Origin of the sequence: Vibrio sp. Vb0304, from assembly GCF_033338995.1 — a bacterium.
Lineage (GTDB): Bacteria > Pseudomonadota > Gammaproteobacteria > Enterobacterales > Vibrionaceae > Vibrio > Vibrio alginolyticus.
Window position 1 is genome coordinate 745,119 of sequence record NZ_JAWOTT010000001.1, and the last position, 22,050, is coordinate 767,168.

Annotated in this window: 19 protein-coding genes; 16 read left to right on the forward strand and 3 right to left on the reverse strand. The window is 41.1% G+C overall.

Features of this window, described 5'->3' with window-relative positions; genetic code table 11:
• The first annotated feature begins 23 nt into the window (after positions 1-23).
• The gene (locus tag R7P35_RS03285) at positions 24-401 is read left to right on the forward strand and encodes an ATP-binding protein (RefSeq protein WP_230856642.1); all 378 of its coding nucleotides are present in this window, start codon (positions 24-26) and stop codon (positions 399-401) included.
• 70 nt (positions 402-471) lie between these two features.
• Here the strand turns inward: R7P35_RS03285 and R7P35_RS03290 are convergent, their stop codons facing one another.
• From R7P35_RS03290 to R7P35_RS03300, 3 genes are all read right to left on the reverse strand, one after another.
• On the reverse strand, positions 472-663 hold the full coding sequence (locus tag R7P35_RS03290; RefSeq protein WP_025767706.1) for a hypothetical protein: 192 nt from the start codon (positions 661-663) through the stop codon (positions 472-474).
• Between the two features lie 34 nt (positions 664-697).
• A complete protein-coding gene (locus R7P35_RS03295; protein ID WP_031781126.1) occupies positions 698-1,033 on the reverse strand; it encodes an Hpt domain-containing protein in 336 nt (111 codons plus the stop codon).
• A gap of 446 nt (positions 1,034-1,479) precedes the next feature.
• Complete coding sequence (locus R7P35_RS03300; RefSeq protein WP_182016113.1) at positions 1,480-3,630, reverse strand: serine/threonine-protein kinase; 2,151 nt, start codon at positions 3,628-3,630, stop codon at positions 1,480-1,482.
• 312 nt (positions 3,631-3,942) lie between these two features.
• On the opposite strand from R7P35_RS03300, the gene tagH reads away from it, so the two are divergent.
• From tagH to tssG, 15 genes are read left to right on the forward strand one after another with little or no spacing between them, the layout of a single operon-like run.
• A complete protein-coding gene (tagH, locus tag R7P35_RS03305; RefSeq protein ID WP_005375931.1) occupies positions 3,943-5,136 on the forward strand; it encodes a type VI secretion system-associated FHA domain protein TagH in 1,194 nt (397 codons plus the stop codon).
• An 11-nt stretch (positions 5,137-5,147) separates the two neighbouring features.
• Positions 5,148-5,603 (forward strand): type VI secretion system lipoprotein TssJ, encoded by a 456-nt coding sequence (gene tssJ, locus R7P35_RS03310; RefSeq protein ID WP_017820223.1) that lies wholly within the window; start codon positions 5,148-5,150, stop codon positions 5,601-5,603.
• A gap of 21 nt (positions 5,604-5,624) precedes the next feature.
• Positions 5,625-6,950: a type VI secretion system baseplate subunit TssK gene (gene tssK / locus R7P35_RS03315; protein ID WP_085569002.1), complete on the forward strand. Its 1,326-nt coding sequence runs from the start codon at positions 5,625-5,627 to the stop codon at positions 6,948-6,950.
• Positions 6,951-6,961: 11 nt separating this feature from the next.
• Positions 6,962-8,254 carry a type VI secretion system protein TssL, long form gene (gene tssL / locus R7P35_RS03320; RefSeq protein ID WP_033907010.1) on the forward strand — a complete coding sequence of 431 codons (1,293 nt, stop codon included), beginning with the start codon at positions 6,962-6,964 and terminating at the stop codon, positions 8,252-8,254.
• Between the two features lie 16 nt (positions 8,255-8,270).
• Complete coding sequence (gene tssM / locus R7P35_RS03325) at positions 8,271-11,789, forward strand: type VI secretion system membrane subunit TssM (RefSeq protein ID WP_025767709.1); 3,519 nt, start codon at positions 8,271-8,273, stop codon at positions 11,787-11,789.
• Positions 11,771-12,466, forward strand: a complete 696-nt coding sequence (gene tagF / locus R7P35_RS03330; protein WP_005375944.1) for a type VI secretion system-associated protein TagF — start codon at positions 11,771-11,773, stop codon at positions 12,464-12,466. Before tssM ends, tagF begins: the two co-directional genes overlap by 19 nt.
• A 9-nt stretch (positions 12,467-12,475) precedes the next feature.
• On the forward strand, positions 12,476-13,270 hold the full coding sequence (locus R7P35_RS03335) for a PP2C family protein-serine/threonine phosphatase (protein ID WP_318091670.1): 795 nt from the start codon (positions 12,476-12,478) through the stop codon (positions 13,268-13,270).
• Positions 13,263-14,378: a type VI secretion system protein TssA gene (gene tssA, locus R7P35_RS03340; RefSeq protein WP_053307735.1), complete on the forward strand. Its 1,116-nt coding sequence runs from the start codon at positions 13,263-13,265 to the stop codon at positions 14,376-14,378. Before R7P35_RS03335 ends, tssA begins: the two co-directional genes overlap by 8 nt.
• A gap of 15 nt (positions 14,379-14,393) precedes the next feature.
• A complete protein-coding gene (tssB, locus tag R7P35_RS03345; RefSeq protein WP_005396385.1) occupies positions 14,394-14,924 on the forward strand; it encodes a type VI secretion system contractile sheath small subunit in 531 nt (176 codons plus the stop codon).
• Positions 14,924-16,417 (forward strand): type VI secretion system contractile sheath large subunit, encoded by a 1,494-nt coding sequence (gene tssC / locus R7P35_RS03350; RefSeq protein WP_005375950.1) that lies wholly within the window; start codon positions 14,924-14,926, stop codon positions 16,415-16,417. The genes tssB and tssC (R7P35_RS03350) overlap by 1 nt, the downstream gene beginning before the upstream one ends.
• 52 nt (positions 16,418-16,469) lie before the next feature.
• Entirely contained in the window at positions 16,470-17,981 is a 1,512-nt protein-coding gene (gene tssC, locus R7P35_RS03355) for a type VI secretion system contractile sheath large subunit (protein ID WP_025767712.1), read from the forward strand.
• A 10-nt stretch (positions 17,982-17,991) separates the two neighbouring features.
• Positions 17,992-18,786 (forward strand): type VI secretion system accessory protein TagJ, encoded by a 795-nt coding sequence (locus tag R7P35_RS03360; protein ID WP_005387519.1) that lies wholly within the window; start codon positions 17,992-17,994, stop codon positions 18,784-18,786.
• Positions 18,787-18,793: 7 nt separating this feature from the next.
• Complete coding sequence (tssE, locus tag R7P35_RS03365) at positions 18,794-19,258, forward strand: type VI secretion system baseplate subunit TssE (RefSeq protein ID WP_042520997.1); 465 nt, start codon at positions 18,794-18,796, stop codon at positions 19,256-19,258.
• Positions 19,255-21,078: a type VI secretion system baseplate subunit TssF gene (gene tssF / locus R7P35_RS03370; protein ID WP_025767713.1), complete on the forward strand. Its 1,824-nt coding sequence runs from the start codon at positions 19,255-19,257 to the stop codon at positions 21,076-21,078. The genes tssE and tssF overlap by 4 nt, the downstream gene beginning before the upstream one ends.
• Entirely contained in the window at positions 21,075-22,040 is a 966-nt protein-coding gene (tssG, locus tag R7P35_RS03375) for a type VI secretion system baseplate subunit TssG (RefSeq protein ID WP_025767714.1), read from the forward strand. The genes tssF and tssG overlap by 4 nt, the downstream gene beginning before the upstream one ends.
• Positions 22,041-22,050 lie beyond the last annotated feature (10 nt).

Sequence of the window (22,050 nt, forward strand, 5' to 3'; positions counted from 1 at the left end):
GCAAAGACGTTGTTCGGTTTTTGATGGGTCATCAAATCCCCTTAAATGCAATTCAATCATTGGAGCTTTGTGTCGTTGAACTCATGAATAACGCTTATATTCATTCTTACAGTGAAATAGAAGGCCTACCAATTGAAGTGGAGTGTAGGGTTGGGGATGACCAAGTGTCCGGTTTCGTGGAACTGAGAGTCTCTGATTGCGGAGCGCCGATCAATGAAAAGACGTTCATCCAACATAAAAATAAACAGATTGAGGCACCTAACTTAATGGATGACGATAGTTGGTCCTCCTCAGGTCGCGGACTGATGTTAGTCGCTCAATTATCTGACCTGTTTACATTGGAAAAAGGTTTCGAAAACAATACGTTTGTTGTAGTGAAAAGGAATAGGGAGAGAAACTAACAACCAAGCAAAGTCGATTTGCTTCACTTGGTCCCTAGCGTTAATCTGACGGTTGCGTTGTATATCATTGTTATTTTGTATTCGTTGTTGGTGCCGGTGATAGTAACGCCTCCAACTCTTCTGGTGTTAGAATATCACTGATGTTTAACATATTACTTTCATCATCTAGCGCCATCTTTGTACGGCTAAGTAAGTACCTTTTTTGAGTTGGTGTTAAGTCTTTGAGAGACTCAATCAACTCCCTGAAATTGCTATTATTCATTGCCATATTTCCCCCAGTTAAGCCTTGAATTTCTTTATTGCATATTCTTCAAGTAAGTGAAGATTTGTTGATTAATTGCAGCTAGCTCTTTAGTAACTATAGCTATATCTGAGCTATCTGGCGCTGTATCGTTTCTGGTTTTTTCTTCTATTCTTTGAAACGCAATGACCGCGGTGTCTTCTCCGAAACTCTCTAAAATGCCCTTTAAACTATGAGCTAATAGATAGAGTTCTGACCAACATTTGCTTGCATATAGCTCATCTATACGCTCTATATCATTCGTGTGATCTTCAAGGTATGTAGAAAAAACAGTGACGATCAGATCTACGTCGTTATCCATGTATGTATTGAGAACATCAAAATTAATCATGTATACCCCTATTAAACGTTGAGGTAGAGGAATGTTTCGGATAATGAAGGCTTAGCCGAAGGTATGAATGGCATAACCAGTATTTGAGCAGAAATAGTTTGCTTGTCGCTTGAGATAAACTTACAAAAAGAAAGTCATTGTTAAAGATATTTTGACTTATATCCAAACGGCAATGGTCGAAATGTAGGGATGAAAAAACTTCAACTCGCGTGTTTTTAACACAAGTAGCAAAGGGGATGTTTCCAAGTAAAACGCCGAGTCGGTAAGTGTCTTGCAGTCCTAGTTTAAGGCTATCGTTACATACGGACGCCAGACGTTCGCCAACTTTGACTATTCCTTCAGTCAAGGCTAACTCTCCTCATTAAGTACAAGTATAAGTTAGCAATCTAGTTGCATATTGGCAAGTAATCTACGGCAAAAAAGGGACTCGCGTCCCTTTTGTATTACTAGCTTTGCTTAGAGTCCTGTTCTATTTGCTTCATAAGCTCGTTGGCTTTCTTCATAGCGCGTCTTGCACTTGAAGTCCTTCGCTTATTAAGCAATATATCGGAGAAGCGTAAGTATTTATCAGCAGTTTTGAATCTTAAATCGTTAACATCCTGAAAACCAATAGGAAAGTTTTTCGAGAACAGATCCACATCCTTCACCAAGTTATCGAGATGAGTTGTCGTCCTTGCCTTTTCTAGGCGAGAATAAAAGTTTTCAAACTCTTCTTGGAACAGGATTCTAGCGGCATCTTCTGGAAACGGTAGAGGGCTGTTGGAATCTAGCGCTGTCTCATATAATTTCATTTCCAGCACTGCATCTTTCATCGCATTACTTATCTGTAAGTTCTCTTGATGCTCTTCTACGTTTGAAAAGAAGGTGTTCCCAACCTTAATAAGAGCAACAAGTGCAGCTGCGTCTTTCTTTTTGAGTGCTTCAGTGAGGTGCTGACCGAAAACATCGCTAGATAACGAACTTGGCGTGAAAGGATAACCTTGATGAATCTGATTTAACTCATCCTTGAGCTCATAGATGGATTTACTGCCGTCTTCTTTACTGTACCGAGACTTTTCAAGTTGACTGTTGATTTGCCTTGCTATCGAAAGTAACGTGGAGTGCTTGCTTGACTGAATATCTAAGGCAAGAACTTCTATTTTATGTGAGTCAGGGTAGTAGGTTTTTGCTTTATCAAGTATGGACTCAATTTCATCATAATTCGGGTAGTTGTTGGCATCAGAATTCAAAACCTGATCAATTTCAGATTCAAACTCGCTGAGAATATAGGTCTTGTGTAAGCGTAATAAGCCAGCCTTAACGACTGGATGTAAGCTTTTTTCACTATCAATCAGTGCCAAACTTTTTTCTGCTGGCGTATCAAGCTGCCACTCTTGTCCGGCAATTTGATCATTTTGCTTGCTAATAACGGTTTCCAAATTGGCGATGGTTTCTTGTTGCTGCTGATAACCAAATACAATGCCGCTAACTAATAATATACTCGCTGCCGCGCCGCTAGCGATAGGCCAATAGCGCATATTCAATTTGCGTTTCAACTGCTCAGGGGTCAGCTCGTTCGGAATGATGCCAGTTGAAAATACGCTTGAAAATATTGGCCACTTAGATGCAGGCATGTTAGTTGGTTTAGAGACCTTGATCTTCTTTTTGAGAGCTTCATTAACTGGAGTTCTTGCGTAAGGGTGTTTGCAACTCAATAGCTCGTAAGCAATACAAAATAGAGCAAACATATCGTCGCTTAAGTTCGGTTCCTTACCGGATAACAGGTTGAGTGATGCATAGTTGGGAGTATAACCAAGCGTTTCAACATTTTCGGATTTACGTTTAGCCGCATATTGATCCTGCTTTAATTGATGAGTTTTAGATACACCAAAATCAAGCAACTTAACGTTACCCTCAGACGTTAAAATCACATTAGCGGGCTTTAGGTCGGCGTGCACTACACCAAGAGAGTGAGCATATGAGAGTGCATCGAGTACCTGATTTAGGATTGATAAAGTTGCATTAAACTTCAGCCCATGGGGCCTAGAACGCTGTATTAAACTCTCTAATGTTTCTCCGTTAATATACTCCATAACTAAAAAGTATATTTCGCCATCAACACCAAAATCAAAAACCCTAATGATATTAGGGTGGCTTAACCTTTGAGTTTGTTGAGCTTCACGTATTAACATGCGTGCAGTCTCTGGTTGAGAAGCAAACTCTTTCTGTAATATTTTTAACGCAACGTAGGGTGTTTCTGAACCTGAAGATTCAAGAATCCTATCTTTAGCTAAGTAAACATCGCAAAGCCCACCATGCCCAATAACCGACTCAATTTCATACCGATTTTTAACGGTCGCTCCTATTAAGCTTTCGTTAATAACATCTTTGTTATTATTTAATGAGTCATCTTTATTGTTTTTTTTCTTATTAACTAACGGAGTGTTTTCTTTTTGAGACAGTTTTGTATTTGTTTCATTTTTATTTTTAACGGAGGTTTCATTATTAGTGAGTTTGGTTGATTTAATTGCATTGTCTCGTTTTTGAGTCTTTACAATTTTAGTTTTATCTCCGCCTTCTTCGTTATTTATAGAATTGTTTTTATTACTGTCTTCCATCACAAGAACTCCGTATAAATGATGGGGGAATATATACCTTTCTGCTCAATGAAAAGTCATTATGTTAGAATTTCTCGGCCAAACTAACATTCGTTTTTTTATTGATGAAAGTCTAAGTGTCAAAAATTTGAACTTGGTTGGATAATTAAAATTGTTGAACAATACGTGATTGCTTTGATAAAAAAATGATTCATTATTCCGTGCATGATTTTCAATGGCAGTATTAAGATTTTTATTAATCTTACTGTTAATAAAAAAGCAGTTAATAATAAAATTAAAAATAATATCTAGCAGGTCTTTGGCGAGGTTTACATGAAGTTGGTTTTAACCATAACAAGTTTTCACAAATTTACTCCAGAGATTGAGAGTGAGTTCGTGTTTGAATCAAGTGATGAACATGCCAAGGTTACATTTGGTAGGTCTGAACAATGTGATTGGACACTACCAGATCCTGAAAGAGTGGTATCCGGAACCCACGGAGAACTGATTAAGTTTGGTGACAAATACTTGATAAAAGACCTCTCAACTAATGGTACTTTTGTAAATAATGCTGTAACTCCTGTGGGTCAAGGAAATGAAATAGCACTAAGCGATGACGATATGGTTAGCTTAGGGGATTATCAAATTTCAGTTTCTATTCAAACAGATACAGATGTATTCAGTCTTGAGACAAGTAAAAGTCTTTCTAGCGCACCCCCTGAAGTAGTCTCAAGTCCATCGGAAGCAGAATTTGTTGACCTAGGCCTTAGTGCTAGTGAACTCTTAAACGAAAGTGTTCCTTCTGACTTTCAGCTAGATATTGGTTTAGTCGATGATTTTATTGATATTCCAAAGCCCGAAAAACAGAGCACCGTATCTGAAACTTTACCGAAAGTTAACCGACAATCAGAACACCTATCGACTCCCAACTTTGATACCAATGGGGGTGAACTTGCGGCTTTTGTTAGAGGGGTGGGTATAGATCCAATGATGATTCCCAGCGATAACCGAGAGGAATGGTTCGAACAACTGGGGGAGTCATTTTCTTTGATGCTAGTTGGTTTAATGGAAACACTGCATAACAGAGCAGTGTTTAAACAAACAAATCGACTTAGTCATACCGCATTTCGTAAGTCAGAAAATAACCCTTTAAAGTTTTCTGCAAACTTAGAAGATGCGATTCATAACTTATATAACCGTCAAACCGCTAGCTTCTTAAAGCCAAATGCAGCCATTAAAGAAGCATTTAATGACATCGAAAGTCATGAGCAAGCCTTAATGAAAGGTGTTGAAGGTACGGTTTCGAGTGTTATGTCACTTGTTGAACCTACTTCTATATACTCAGATGCTTTAGCGAAAGACACGGTTATTAATAAGGTTATTCCAGCTAGGAAATATGCTCAAAGTTGGAAGAGGTTTGAGGATATTCATGAAAAGCTATCCGATGATATTATCAATAAAGAGTCTCCGTTCTATTTAGAAGACTTCGCTAAGCACTATGAATTAGCATTAAAAAACAAAGGCTAGGAATTAGGGTGATGAAAAAGTTTTACCAATATATTTTGTTATTAATTTCAATGGCTTTATTTGGGTGCTCAGCAGCGAACCTAGTTGTTGATCCATACTCAGATTTAGAAATAGCAGCAAGTCATAACATTAATCCTGATTCAAACGGCAGGCCTTCTCCTGTAGTGGTGTATGTATTTGAATTAACGTCAAATACCATTTTCGAAAGCCAGGACTTTTTTTCTATTTATGAAGAAAGTGAAAAAGTCTTAGGACCTGATTTAGTGAATAAATATGAAGTTTCATTAACTCCAGGTCAGAAAGAAACATATCAAGCAAGTATGTCTCCAAAGACAGAATATTTAGGCATTGTCGTAGCATTTCGAGATATTGAAAACTCAAATTGGCGACAAGTCATTAAAGTGGATAAGACCGGTTACAACACATATCAAGTATTGTTAGAAGATCTGTCTTTGGTCGTTAAATAACGTTTAGTTGGCTAATTATAAATGACGCAATACTCCAAGACGGCTTGGTGCGAAGGAATGTTTTTACGTCCCCAGCACTTCCAACAACAAGAACGCGCAACCTCTCAAGAATTCAAGGGCTTACATCAGTTAGGTGGGGTTTACAATTGGGGAGTTTGGAAATGTCGAGTAAAAAAACACGCGCTAAAAGATGGTCTTATTGAACTAGAGCATCTTGAAGCTGTTTTGCCAGATATGACGTTGGTTAATACGTTAATATCCAACGATTCAGTTTCGCCTCTACTTATTGATAAAAACACTGAAAATACGTTAGTAAAAATAACTCTCCCTCTTTCAAGTGTTACAGGTAAAAACGTTTCGGATGTAAGCGAATCGATCGTCTCTCGTTATGTACTTCAAGATATCGACGTGATAGATAACCTTACAGGACAAGATGAAGAAACCATCCAAGTTGCAGCCCTCAACCTTGAGTTGAAAGCGAGTAATGACAAATTAGCGGGTTATGTGGAGTTACCTATCTTAAGGATCAAAGAGGTAACTCCTGAAGGGGAAGTTATACTAGACGATGAGTACGTTCCTCCGCTTATCAATCTCCTGAGCGATAAAGTCATGTCAGCTTATCTACGTAACGTTATCGCGATGACAAAGATGCGTGCTGACGTTATTGCGCAGCGCTTGATTAAGGGCAAATCTGCATCGGCATCTGCTGTTGATTTCATCATGCTCCAAATGTTGAACCGATATGAGGCGAAGTTAAAGCATTTCAGTGAGTTAGATAGGTTACATCCACTGGAATTAGCGACGACACTTAAAGGTTACATTGGTGAGTTAGCCACTTTTTCTAATAAAACTAAAAGACTCCCAAGTTTGCTTGCGTATGATCACTTAGATGTATCAAGTGTTTATAGCGAGTTGAATCAGATACTCAGTCAGTACCTCAGTGTTGTTCTTGACCAAACTGCGACCAAACTTCCGTTGGAGCCTCGCCAATACGGTATTCAAGTGACGCCGCTTCCAGATAAACGCTTGCTTGAGTCATGCCAATTTGTGCTAGCAATTAAAGCAGATACCACAACAGATGAAATAAGACGCCTGGTCCCAGCGCAACTCAAGTTTGGCCCGGCAGAACAGATTCGCGATCTAATTAATAATCAGATCAACGGTATAAACGTAGTGCCGTTGAGTGTCGTCCCGAGACAGATTCCTTACCAAACGGGCTATGTCTATTTCGAAGTTGTCAAGAAAGGGCCATTTTGGATGAGGCTAAAAGATAGTGGCGGTATTGCGCTTCACCTATCAGGGCATTTTCCGAATGCTGAACTTGAGCTTTGGAGTATTAATCAATAGGCGCGCTCTGTATGGAACAAACGATAGTAAAACCAACACCGGGTGGAAGAGCACCCGCATCGAAACCACAATCAGAAAAGTCTGTGGATAATACCGTAGTTATCTCAAAAAGCCCTGAATTGGTGAACAATGATTCAGTGGTCGCTTATGGGAATAACTCTCTACTAGCAGAGGCGAATGGCCTGTTATCTATTATCGGTCAAATTCGGTCGACAGCGACTCATTCCGATCCGTTGTTTCTAAAAGAGACATTGGCACAAAAGCTTAGAGATTATGAGAACCGATTACGTCAGCATGACGTTGATTTGGATACCATTGATACAGCTCGTTATTGTTTATGCTGTTCACTAGATGAAGTTGTCCTTAACACCAATTGGGGTGGGCATTCATTCTGGAGTCACGATTCATTACTCAGCTCCTTCTATGCTAGCAGTCAAGGTGGGGAAGCGTTCTTTAAGCATCTTGATAAGTGCATGGCGAAACCAGATGCGAACTTAGATTTGCTTGAACTAATGTATGTGTGCTTATCTCTCGGGTTTCTGGGTCAATACCGTTTAGAAAAAAATGGACTGGAATCGCACCGTAAATTGAGAAGACAGGTTATTGCTACTCTTAAGTCTTATGGGAGAGGAGTCCCTCAGGAGCTAAGTAATAGTATCGACCAACACATTTTGAATGGCTCAAAGGCTTCTGATAGAGCCCCTCTTTGGGTTGTATGTTCTGTAACGGCGGCATTATTGGTCTGCATATATATGTATTTTAGCTATGAGCTAAATAAGGCATCCAATCGTACCTTTTCTCAATTAGTCAATTTGATTCAACCGCAACAACTTAACCAAGATGCAACGTCAGAATCAAAATCAGCGCCAATTGCAGAAAAGATTTCAATGTATCTAGCAACTGAGATCGGTAAGGGGCTAATCAATGTTGAGCCGCTGCAAGACAGGGTAAGAATTTCGTTAAAGTCTCAAGATCTATTTGAATCAGGTAGTGCTGATGTTGTCGCTTACATCCAACCCGTTATTTCTAAGCTTGCGAGAACATTGGAGTCGACCCAAGGCAAGATCATTGTTACCGGTCACACCGACGATAGGCCTATTTTCACGAGTAAATATCCCTCGAACTGGCACCTATCATTAGCTCGAGCCACTGCTATGTCTGAACAACTGATCTCGAATAGTGCATTAGAAGGGCGAGTGATACCCGAGGGGTTGGGGGATGCAAGACCATTAGTTGAAAACAGTAGTGATGAAAACCGAGCTATTAACCGCCGGATTGAAATCGACCTTCTTGTCGCGAATTAATAATAGGTAGATAGAGATGCGTATTAAAGAAATTGGCAGAATATTTACTCAAAGATGGTTTCTCGGTCTTATCGGTGTCGCTGCTTGTTCTATTTTCATTTGGGTTGTTGGTCCACTTATTGCGATAGCGGGATATGAGCCCCTAAAGAGTGACTTTCAACGGCTAGTCACTATTCTAGTGTTGGTGTTGCTTTGGGCGATATTTAACGTTACCAAGCAGCATAAGCAAAAGGTGAAAGAAGACGAAAGTATTCAAACGTTGCTTGAGGTTGATAGCCAATCAGATAAAGAAGCTGCAAGTGAAATTGACTTAATGCGCGAGCGTATTGAGCAAGCTGTCAAAGTAGTGACAAAAACACACAAAGGCAAGAGAAGCTTGTATGACTTACCGTGGTATGTGTTGATTGGCCCTCCTGGAACGGGGAAAACAACCGTATTAAAGCAGTCGGGGTTAGAGTTTCCATTAGGAGACAGCCTTGGCTCTGACTCTATTGCCGGTGTAGGCGGCACTCGCCACTGTGATTGGTGGTTTGCAAATAAAGCAGTTCTTATAGATACGGCTGGCCGGTATACGACACAAGACAGTCAAGAAAAGGTCGACTCTAAAGCGTGGCATGGTTTCTTAGGATTGTTGAAAAAGTATAGAACGCAAAGACCAATTAATGGTGCGATTGTTACGATAAGCTTAGCCAGCGTGATGTCTCAGACTCGAACCGAGCGAAGTCTTCATGCTCGAGCAATTAAGTCGAGACTTCAAGAACTGAAAAACCAGTTAGGCATGCAGTTTCCGATTTACGTATTGCTCACCAAAATGGATTTAGTTGCCGGTTTCAATGAGTTCTTTGCCGATTTAAGTAAGGAAGAGCGAGAGGAATTATTTGGTTTCATGTTCCCTCGTGAAGTGGATGATGAAAGAGGCGTTATTTCTCTATTCAACAAAGAGTTTCATGGCATGTTGGAGCGTCTTGATGCCCGTATGCTTAGAATACTTGAAACTGAGGACGATTTAGATAAACGCGCGCTTATCTTTGAATTTCCAAAGCAATTAAGAGTGCTACAAGCTAATCTTGACGAGTTTTTAGCTGAAATTTTTGCACAAAACAGTTTTGAAGAGCCTGCCTTGATTCGTGGTGTGTTTATGTTGAGTTCGGTTCAAGAAGGCTTACCAGTCGATAAGCTGATGAATGAATCAACCAATGGACTTGGGTTAAATCGTTTAGCTCTAGCAAAGAGTCAGACTGGTTCCCATAGTTATTTCGTAAAGAATCTTTTTGACAAGGTTATTTTCAAAGAGCAACTGTTAGGAACAGTTAATCGTCACTATCAAAAGCAGTCAGGTTGGATGCGTCGAGGTGTTTACATTGGATGTACAACGCTACTGCTAGGAGCTTCTGCGCTTTGGTTTATGAGTTATAAGTGGAACTCACAATTAATTGTCGACACCAATGAACAAGCTAGCCATATTGATGCAATGATTGGCGCTCAAAGTTTAGATTTTGAAGCGGATATTGTTTCAGCTGTAGAAACATTAGATAGGTTGATGGCGCTTCCTCTCGGAAAGCAAAGCAACTACGGTGATGCCGACTCTGTAAAGAGGTTTGGTCTCTATCAAGGAGACAAAGTATCTCAGGCGGCAAACAATGCATATTCTGATGCTTTGACCCAATATTACGCCCCTTTGCTTCTTGATAGCCTGGTGTCAGAAATGGAGAGCAATCAACAGCATCGTGAGTATTTGTACGAAACGTTAAAAACGTATTTGATGTTATTCAATCCAGACAAATATCAACAAGATGAAGTGTTGGCTTGGTTTAACTTTTATTTCGAACGTCAATATCCGGGTGAGCTAAACGCAGACTTAAGAAGACGTTTGCTACAGCACACTCAATATTTATTAGGCAACGATGGACAAGGCTTTACTTACAACACTGCTGCCGTGACGAGTGCTCGAGAAGTGTTGACTCAAATGTCTCTACCTGAACGTGCTTATCAGCGAATGAAAATACAATTTTCTAAGAGTCATGTACCTTCATTTCGCTTGACTGATGTATTGGGACCTAAAGGGCTTGAGCAGTTCGAGCGAGCTAGTGGAAAACCGCTATCACAAGGCATTTCGGGTTTCTACACGTACAATGGTTTTCATAGCATTTTTCAGATTCAGATCAACCGTACAGTAAAAAGCCTAATGGAAGAGAACTGGGTTTATGGTGACGATCTTAAGGCTCATGAAATTGATCAAGATAGTGCCATCCAAGGCGTTCAGTCTCGATACTATCAAGATTATGTTAATGAATGGAAAACGTTGATCGAAGATATTCAGTTGAAGCAGGCTCCGAGCCTAGAACTTGCGACAGAGCAAGCGAGGGTTTTATCTGGAGTTGAAAGACCAATCGAATCTTTGTTGAGAGCAATCCAAAAAGAGGTTGCTCTATCAAAAGTATCATTGTCAGAAAATCAAAAAGCCACTTCTGAAGTTGCTGGTAAAGTTGCCAAAGTTAAGTTTTCAAATACGGCAGATAGACTAGACATGTATTTACCTGAAGAAAACGGTTTCAATGTTGCTCTGCCAGGTAAAGAAGTCGAATCGCATTTTTCAGAGATCTTACGCCTTGGTGAGCAAGACTTTGATGATATTCAACAAGCAATGGTTAACTTGCGTTCGTATTTAAGTGACTTATCAAGCTCTGGTAACAATCAGAAAATTGCCTACAAAAGTATTTTAGATGGAACCGTTACACAAGATGTAGCAGCTTCTTTTGCTCGTGCTAAAGAACTTTTGCCGAGACCATTTAATCAATGGCTAGGTGAGCTTTCTCAAGAGTCGGTTAAGTTTGCGGAGAGCGGTTCGAAGGATCATCTAAATCAACTTTGGGTAACACAAGTGGTACGCCCTTATCAGCGGACTATTGCTGGCAGATATCCATTCGAGCCCAACGCGAGCAGAGAAGTTAGATTGAAAGACTTTAAGCGATTCTTTGGTTATGGAGGTACGCTTGACGCATTCTTCCAAGAATACCTCGAACCGTTTGTGGATACTTCGAAAAGTCGTTGGCGATTAGAAAAGGAAATTGGAGTTCGTCCAGAAACACTAATGGTCTTTCAAAGAGCGCAACGTATCAGGCAGTCTTTCTTTGAATCTGATAATTCATTACGCGTAGAGTTTGGGATGAAGCCTGTTTATCTAGACCAGCACATTACTCGATTTGTCTTAGAGTTGGGTGGACAAGATTTGGTTTATAAGCATGGACCAGCAAGAGCTAAATCGTTGAGTTGGCCTGCCGGTCAAGATCAGACTCGAATTGTGTTCACACCACCTGAATCTAAACGCGAAATTGCGCATACCTATGAAGGTGAGTGGGGCATATTCAAGCTTTTGGATCAATCACTTAAAGCAAGGCCAGAATCGCGTAAAGACAATATAGTTATGATTGATTTAAAGGGAAATAAGGTGCAGCTAGAGCTTATTCCTTCTAGTGCCATTAATCCGTTTTGGTCAAATGAAATGGAGAGGTTCAGATGTCCACGAACCTTATAACATCAGGCTGGGGCTATATCGGTAAAATGCCTGCAAAAGGGGACTTTGTGAAAGATGGTTTATCACAAGATTTCTCGGAGCGTTGGCATGATTGGCAACAGGCGGTTATTGCAGTCAGCAGGGAACAACTGGGTGAAAGCTGGAATGAGCACTTTTTAACGGCTCCTGTGTGGCACTTTGCTTTGGATATTAGCTATTTAGAAGACTCAACCTACATTGGTAGCATGATTCCTAGTGTTGATGCATGCGGTAGATACTTTTTCTTTACTATAGCTCGTGCCGTAAAAGGTGAAGCTGCGCAATATTGGGGTGACAGAGCTTGGACCGAGGACAGTGCCGCTCTTGCTCTTTCAGTACTTGAGGACGACTTTGTCTTTGATGTTTGGCATAAGAGTACTCAAGAAAAAAATGACCTCGTTGCGAATGTAACAAGTGAAGTGAAGCCTCTAGAGTTTCTTTATCAAAGCCAAATATCTACAGTTTTTCATGATCACGGCAATACTGATCAAAACACGCTTTTGAATTACCTCATTAAAGAAAAATTGAGTAAACCATGTTTTTGGTGGACTGAAGGTTCAACGAAGGTTGAACCATGCATGTTCATTACTAGTGGATTTCCTTCAATTGGTCAGTTTTCAGCCATGCTTGATGGCGGCTGGAAAAAGTGGAATTGGTAGGATAGAAGAATGAATTGGAACTATTTTACCTTTGCTAAATCGCACGCAGGAAAAGTACGCCCTTATAACGAGGATGCTCTGTTGGATATGACAGAACAGCATATTTGGGTGGTTGCCGATGGAATGGGTGGACACAGTGCTGGCGATATAGCAAGCCAGATGCTAGTGGATAGAGTCGCGCACCACATGCAGGATGTCTCCAATACTAATATCGATGATATCCGAAGAGTGGTTCAAGAAGCGAACTTAGAAATTTACCAATACGCACAAAATCACTTAGACGGTAAAACGATGGGAACAACACTTGTTTTGTTGTTTATTCAGGATGGGTATTACCACTGTCTTTGGGTGGGTGATAGCCGAATTTACCAGCTTAGAAGTGGTAATTTTGTCCAAAAAACACGTGATCATAGTCAAGTCATGGACTTAGTGGATCAGGGCTTATTGGCATTTGAAGATGCCGAATCGCACCCTCTTGCAAATGTTATTACCAGAGCTGTTGGGGTCGACGAAAGTGTCACTATTGATCAAGTTTCAGGGCAGCTGGCTGACGGCGATCAGTTTCTACTCTGTAGCGATGGACTCTCTAAGGAACTTACGAGTGATGAAATTCATCGGACATTGTATGCAGACTCAGTCAACCAAGCTGGATTAGCTCTCATGCATTCGGCTTTGGTTCGGGGCGCAAGTGATAACGTAACTTGTGCTTTGATCAAAGTTCGCCAAGCGCAAACGGAGTGCGAAACAGTAACTAGAGAAGACGCGACGATACCTGTCTTTCTAAGAGGGAGAGCTTATGAGTAATGAAATGTTTGATTGGTATGAACAAGCGTTGGCTCCTATATCTCAAGAAAATCCTACAGGTATTGATCCTAGAGAGGATGTATCACCACAGTCTGCTTACTATCGGTTGAAAGATCAGCGTATGGCCGCCCGCAACGCTGAACGTAATGCTCTTATAGAAGAAGAAAGTATCTATACCCACAGTAATTTATGGCGAGTATTTATTGAAGATGTCCCAGAAATACTCACGAATCAGTCTAAAGATTTGGAATTTGTTGCCTGGCTTATAGAAGCCCTAACTCGATTGTATGGTTTTCGTGGTATGGGCGTTGGCTACAAACTCGCAACCAGTTTAATTGAGAACTTTTGGGATGATCTGTACCCAATGCCTGATGAAGATGGTATTGAGACAAGAATATCGGCGATTATTGGCCTCAATGGTATCGATAGTGAAGGAACACTTATTTTTCCAATTGCTTGTATACCATTGACTGACTTAGGCGTGGAGCAAGCTTATGCCTATTGGGAATATCAGCAAGCTATAGAGCTTGAGCGCTTAGACGAAGATAAGCGCCGAAATCGAGTCGAGCTTGGGGCTGTTGAGCTATCTGAAATTATAACTACGGTTAAGTCGACTTCTGATACGTTTTATCAAGAATTAATCACGGATTTGGAGTTCGCTACAGAATCATTTAATGAATTCAGTCAGCGATTAGACGAAGCGGTCGGTGATGTGACTCCTAGCTCTTATATATCAAAAAGACTCGAATCAATACACTCGGCATTAAAGCACCTTCTAGGAGATCGTTTCAATCAACCACAAGCCGTGTTTGAAGAGCTAGAGGATCTTGATGAATCTTCTTCTGAACAACCGTTAAGTTCACAAAGTTGTGATGCATTATTAGCGACAAACATGAAATCACGAGAGCAGGCAATTAGACAATTGCAGCAAGTAGCTGATTTCTTCCGAGAGAGTGAACCTCACTCACCAGTTTCTTACTCCATCGAACAGATTATTCGTTGGTGTGGGATGCCTCTGCCGGAGTTACTGGCGGAACTTATCTCCGACGGGGATGCAAAGAAAAGCTACTTCCGTTTGGTTGGCATAGCAGAACAAAATGAAAATTAATAAAGGGAGAATGGTATGACGAGTATCCACTCGAAACTATCACGAGTACGGAAGCCTCGTGTCCACATTACCTATGATGTTGAAACTGAAGGTACGACTCTTAAGAAAGAACTGCCTTTTGTTGTAGGTGTAATGGGTGACTTCGCTGGTCAAAACACAGAAGCGTTGAAGCCATTAAAAGACCGCCGTTTTATTCAGATCGATCGAGATAACTTTGACGATGTACTCAAAAAAATGAATCCATCGGTGAAGTTTAAAGTTGCGAATAAGCTTGCGAATGACGATTCACAGTTTGAGGTCGATTTAAACTTTAAATCAATGCAAGACTTTGAGCCTGCTGCGATCGTAAATCAAGTTGATCCACTACGCCAATTGATGGAAACGCGTAATAAACTGCGTGATTTGATGACAAAAGTTGACCGCTCAGAAGAGCTTGAAAATATCCTAGAGGATGTTTTGAACAATACAGACAATCTGGCAAAACTTGCAGGCGAGTTAGATCTTGGCAAGAAAGCGAAGTCAGACAGTACTGAAGGAGCGGAATAATGACGACTGAAGCTGAAAAACAGTTAGATCCAACTGTTAATGAACAGACAACTTCATTCTTAGATCAAGCTATTGGTGCGACTAAGCAGACCGAAGCTTCTCGTGCTGAGGAGCTGATTAAAACGCTCGCTGAAGAAGCAATGAAAGGGACAGTTACTTGGAACAAAAACCTAACAGTAACTTTTCGTGAAGCGATTAATTTGCTCGATAGGCAGATTTCTGATCAGTTGTCTGAAGTAATGCATCACCCAGAATTACAGAAACTCGAAGGTTCTTGGCGCGGCTTAAATTATCTAGTGATGAATTCAGAGACCAGCTCTACTCTGAAAGTTCGCATGATGAGCATGACCAAGAAAGAGCTACATAAAGACTTGAGCAAAGCTGTTGAGTTTGATCAAAGCCAGATCTTTAAAAAGGTTTACGAGTCTGAGTTTGGTAGTGCTGGTGGTGAACCGTATGGTGCATTGATTGGAGACTATGAGTTTACCAACCACCCAGAAGATATTGAGTCGTTACGCCTAATGTCAAATGTAGCGGCTTCTGGCTTCTCTCCATTCTTGTCCGCGGCTTCACCAGCACTATTCGGCTTTGATGAGTGGACTGAGCTGTCAAAACCACGCGACCTAGATAAGGTATTTGAATCACTAGAATACGCCCAATGGCGTTCGTTCCGCGAGAGTGCCGATTCGCGCTTCGTTAGTCTGACGATGCCAAAAGTCCTTGCTCGTTTGCCATACGGACAAGCTACCGCTCCAGTCGAAGAGTTTGGGTTTGAAGAGTTCGAAGTAGATCCTGTTTCAGGTATTGCTGTTAACGCTGAACATAACGACTACTGTTGGATGAACTCTTCGTATGTTCTTGGTGTTAAGTTAACCGACGCATTTTCAAAATATGGATTTTGTACTGCCATCCGTGGTGCAGAAGGCGGCGGTCGAGTGGATAACTTGCCAACGCATTTCTTCATGAGTGATGATGGCGACCCTGATATGAAGTGCCCAACAGAGATTGGTATTACCGACAGACGTGAGGCGGAGCTTGGTAAGCTTGGTTTCTTACCGCTTTGTCACTACAAAAACACCAACTATGCAGTGTTCTTTGGTGCGCAAACCTGTCAAAAACCAGCGAACCATGAATCCCCTGAAGCAACGGCCAATGCGGCCATTTCTGCCCGCCTACCTTATATGATGGCAACATCTCGTTTTGCGCATTATTTGAAAGTAATGGCTCGAGATAAAATTGGTAGCTTTATGGAAGCAGAAGACGTTGAGTCTTGGCTGAACCGCTGGATCCTAGGTTACGTCAATGCTTCTGAAGGCGGTGGTCAAGAGATCAGAGCGAAATACCCTCTAGCAGACGCTCGTGTTCAGGTTAAGGAAATTCCTGGCGCACCTGGTTCTTACAATGCCGTAGCATGGCTGAAGCCTTGGTTACAAATGGAAGAACTGACCACATCTTTGCGACTTGTGGCCAAGATCCCTCAGTCAGGTGGATAAGAAACGAATTGGCTGGTCGAAAGGCCAGCCATGACCAATCTTTATGTTCTAGATGGAATTAGCAGTGTCACTTAACTTTCGCGACCCTAGCAAGCTAAAACATGAGTTCAGTACCGGAGGCTACGCTGAACTTGATAGCCCGTGGTTGACTCGATTCAATGAATCTTCTGATCTTGTATCGTCAGCGCGAATTTGGCTAGAAGGTACACGTTCAAGAGATTTGGACAGCTTTCGTCATAGTGTGATGAACACAATTAACCGCATTGATGAGCTATTAGAATCTCAACTAAATGAAATATTACATCATCCTGAGTTTCAACAGCTCGAAAGGGGGTGGGTTGGAGTTAGGTATTTATGTGAACAGGTTGATTCTCGTTCATCGGATTCTGTAAAAGTTAAGGTTTTAACGGCGACATGGAATGAAATCAGTAAAGATGCTTTAAAAGCCATCGAGTTTGACCAATCAGCACTATTTAAGTTGCTCTATCAAAATGAATATGGGATGGCAGGGGGAGAACCCTTTGGTGTGGTGGTTGGAGATTATCAGCTTCGCTGTGATCCTAGTAAAAATTATTTTGATAGAGATCTGTCTGTGTTGAGTAAGATCTCTCAGTCTGCAGCTGCAGCATTCAGCCCATTTATCATGTCTGCATCGCCAGAGATGTTTGGTGTTGATAGTTTCGCTCAACTCTCTGCGATAAGAGATATAGCGGCCCAATTTGAACAGGAAGATTATGCAAAGTGGCGTAGTTTGAGAGACAACGATGACGCTAAATTTATTGGTTTGACTGCACCTAACGTCTTGTTCCGTCAGCCATACAAAAGTGATGGCTCGCGGAATGATAAATTCAATTTTCAAGAACACATCTACGACTCCAATCGAGATTTGCTATGGGGGAGTAGTGCGTACTGTTTTGCTGCCGTATCAATTAGAGCATTTCAGGAACATGGTTGGTTCACGCATATGCGAGGGATTAAACAAGGCGATTACAGTCAGGGTATTATCGTCGCTCCTACAAGGAGCAAGATGCGTGTTAATGGCAAGAATGATCGTGAAAGATGTCCGTTAAACTTGAAAATCTCTGAGAGAAAAGAACAAGAATTGTCTGAGTGCGGTTTTATTTCTATTTCTCCAATACCTGAGACCGATATGGTGGGGATGACCTCGAATGTATCTCTCTACAAGCCCAAACAATACGCAGAAAAGCATATTTCAACGAATGCAAAACTGACATCGATGTTGCAATACACATTGTGTGTATCGCGAGTCGCACATTATCTCAAGGTTATGGGGCGTGACAAAATTGGTGGGTATCAAGACGCAGAAAGCCTAGAGCGTGACTTTCAACGCTGGTTACATCAGTACACTACCGCATCAGATGAAGCGTCTGATGAGCTTCGAGCTAAATACCCCCTAAATGAAGCGAAAATTACAGTTCGAGAGAAAAGAGAAACTCCTGGACATTATTACTCAGTTATCCATTTGCGACCGCATTTTCAACTCGATCAAATGGTATCTAGCATTAAATTAATTACCGAATTATCACCAGAGCACATGGTGTAAGGAAATAACAATGACTCAATGGAAAAATGCTTTGTCCCAAGGCCTATTGCAACACGCTCTAGAGCAATTAATTGATGAAATTAAAGCAACCCCTAAAGATGCGAGCTTGAGAAGTTCCTTCATTGAGCTTCTTTGCATTGATGGGGACTTCGAGCGTGCGGACGCTCAGCTCATGCAATCGATTAAATTGTTTCCTGAGTATCTGCCTGGTGCAAGTCAGCTACGACATTTAGTGAAAGCAGCTCAAGCTAGAAAGGATTTTATCAATGGTGCGGCTAGTGCCAAAGTATTAGGTGATGAGGAATTAACTAAAGAGCTTGTTCGATTTAATCTTGCTCTCGGAAATCAAGAGTACGAAGAAGCGTCACGTCTATCGCATCGCATTGAAGAGCATCGTACTATTAAAGGGTTTAACGTAAACGGCACAAACTACGAAGATGCTAGAGATATTGATGATCGTTTAGGTGGTTACATTGAACTGTTTTCTACAGCAGGTAACTATTTTCTTGTACCCATATCGAGTATCCATACGCTAGAAGTTAAAGCACCTGCTTCTTTGTTAGAGAGTATTTGGCGACCTGTCGAGTTTGATATCGATGGACTTGGTGAAGGCGAAGGCCATATGCCTTTGACGTATGTCGACTCAGAGACCGATGCGCAAAAGTTAGGTCGAGAAACGGATTGGAAGCAGATTGGTGAGCAAGAATCTTTTGTTGGCTTGGGTCAAAAATGTTGGTTAGTCGGTGACTCAGCGCTTCCAATCTGTGATTTGACTACATTATTAGAACAGAAACAAATAGCGTAGAAATATCATGTCGTTAACCGTTTCTCTGCTCGACAAATTGATAGATAGTGATCCTCTCGCTCGGGATGAGAAAGACTTCCCTGCAAGCCAGCAACAGATGTTGAGCAGCTTACTTAGAGATCTAGAGTCGATGCTGAATAGTCGTATTGGATGGAAAAATATTCCTGATGATCTTCTAGAGGTTCGTTATTCAATATTGAACTATGGGCTGCCAGATTTTTCCTCAATGCCCTATAGCAGCCAAGAAGGGCAGAATCAGCTTTGCGACATCGTTCATGATGCAATTAAAGAGTTTGAGCCGAGGTTAAGGAACCCTCATGTCCAGATTTCGGACGAGAAAAACGCTATTGATAGGGTATTGAGGTTACAGATAAATGCCACTTGCTTAATTGATAACAGTATTCATGAAGTGCGATTCAATTCTGAAGTAGAGCCGGTAAATTTAGGTATGAAACTGAGTAGAGCAAAATGAGTGAAGAGTTTCTCAAGTACTATAATCGCGAGTTAGCTTATTTGCGTCACAAAGGGCAAGAGTTTGGTGAGCAGTATCCCAAGATTGCCGCGAGACTTCGTATTAGTGAGGAACAGGTTGACGATCCACACGTAGAAAGATTGTTAGAAGGCTGCGCATTCCTAACAGCAAGGATTAGACAAAGCTTAGACAATAGTTACCCTCAATTTACAGAGTCTTTGATGGGACAGTTATATCCTGATTTTCACGCCCCAATCCCGTCAATGTCAGTCATTAAAATGAGCTGTTCTAACTCCACTTCCTCTTATTTTGATGTAGAAGAAGGCGAGCGAGTTGTTATCGGTGCTCCTGGATATCATGAGTGCGAGTTTAGAACTTGTTATCCGGTCAGAATGTATCCTGTTGATGTGACCTCTGGCGTTTTTAAAAATGCGCCTTTCAAGCCAGTTGGCTCACGATGGGAAAGCAATGCTCATTCAGTTTTGAAAGTACAGCTCACGGCTCAAGATGAAGAGACTCCTCTTGGTGAAATGGGGGTAGAACGGCTGCGCTTCTATTTAAACGGTCAATCTCAATTGACTTTTAAGCTCTACCAAATGCTGTTTCAAAACCTAATTGGTTTATCTGTTGTTGTGGATGGCAAAGAAGTTCGTCCTTTAACCAAAAGACATCTTTCTGAAGTGGGATTTTCAGAAGATGAGAAAGTTGTGCCATACAGTAAAAGAAGCTTTTCAGGAGCAAGATTACTTGTTGAGTATTTACACTTTCCTGAGAAGTTTATGTTCTTTGATATCACCGAACTTGGATTATCAGAGCTAGATCTTAGAGAGCAAGTCGAACTGTATTTTTACTTTGATACCAACGATGACTGGCTTCCAAAGCAAGTGGACGAAGAAAGCTTAATGGTAGGCTGTGTGCCTGTGATCAACTTATTTAAAAGTATTATGGAGCCTAAGCGTATTCTACCAACTGAATACGATTACCACTTGTCTCCACAATACCAAGAAGCTGAAAGTAATGAGGTTGTCTCAATTTCTGACGTAACGTTGAGAAACTGGAACAAAACGTACCACAATTTGCCATGTTATCACGCTGGTGAGCACACGCATTATACGAACACTAGTGAGATTTATTGGTTGATGAGACGTGAGGATAAGAACTGGGCTGGTGGGTATGATGAGCCAGGTAGAGAAACTTACATTTCTTTTGTTGATAAAAAACATCAATTGTTCAGCCCGGATAGCCGGGAAAACTGGTTAATGTACGTGGAAGCTGAGTGCTGTAACCGCAACTTAGCGCAGAAACTTCCATTTGGAGGTGGGCTGCCGCAAGTATCTTTACCGGAGGTAAATGACAATTTCGAATCTGTTCGTTGTTTAGTTTCTTTATCAGAAACTATTCGGCCAGAAATGGATGAAAGCACACGATGGCAGTTAACTAAGCTTTTAACTTTAAACCATTTTACCGAGGAAGATGGTTTAGCAACTTTGAAGCAGACCCTTAATCTCTATGCATTTTCTGGGACAGCAGAAACGAAAGCGGTAATCGATGCTTTAACTAAGTTAGAGTTTGAGCCTACTACAGGAAGAATTAGTCAGAAAGGCAAAGTTGGATTTGCGCACGGTATAAAAGTTATTTTGACGGTTTCTGATCAAATTTTACCTAAAGAGCAGATCTTTCTCTTAGGTAGTGTTTTATCTGTTTACTTCTCGCAATATGCTGAAATTAACATTTTTACGCAGTTAGAAATAAGACTTAAGTCCACGGGAAAGTTTTTCCACCTATGGCCCGCATTAACTGGCGATAAGGTGTTGCTATGAGCGCGGAACAATTTTATCGAGAATTAAAGCAACATCCATTGTTTGAAGCGATTCATCTTATTGAACACGAAGTTCTGCAAGCAGAGGCGCAAATAGGAACAGATGCGTTACCGAAGCATGAAAAGCTAAACTTAAAGGTTAATCCATCATTAGGTTTTGAAAATGCTCAGCTTTGTGAACTGAAAAATATAGATGACAGCAAGTTAGAGATTGAGACCAATTTAATAGGCCTAACGGGTGAGCAAGGTGTGCTTCCCCAGCACTATAGTGAATTAGCTTTACATCGCCAAAAAGAAGGCGATACGGCTATGGTGGACTTCTACGATATTTTCAATCATCGCTTATTATCTCTTTATTATCGATGTTGGCAACTGAGTCAGCTGACAGTTCAATCTCGTGCGCATGCGCAGGGCGCGCGTTCGCCGTTAGAAAGCTGTAAATCGGCATTAACTGGGGAAGGGAGTTCACTGTCCCTGCACTATGGTGGTGTGTTTGCTTCACCAATGAGAAGTAAAGGTGGACTAAAAAGTATTCTTGAATGTTTATCTGGATGCCAAGTAAAAGTTCATGAATTTCAAGGACAATGGTTACACCTTACGAAAGAAGAGCAAACACGCCTTGCATCCCGAACTATGCCTGAAGGGCAGTTTGCTCAACTTGGTTTAGGAGCTTCTTTGGGTCCGAAAGCATGGAATATCAACGCGGGGACAACAATAGAATTTCTGCCAAAAGATAAACAGCTAGTTAGTAAATTGCTTCCTAACCAACCCAATATAGAAATCATTAAGAACGCTGCTTATGAGTTGATTGGAAAACATAAACAACTGAAGTGGCAGCTCACCACCAAACATAGTTTGCTACCACAAGCTTGTTTATCGAAACAGCAGGGGCAGTTAGGTATTGGTTCTGTGCTTAAAAAACACGAACGTACAAAAGATCGAACTATAACAATTACTATTTAAAGGAAATGTA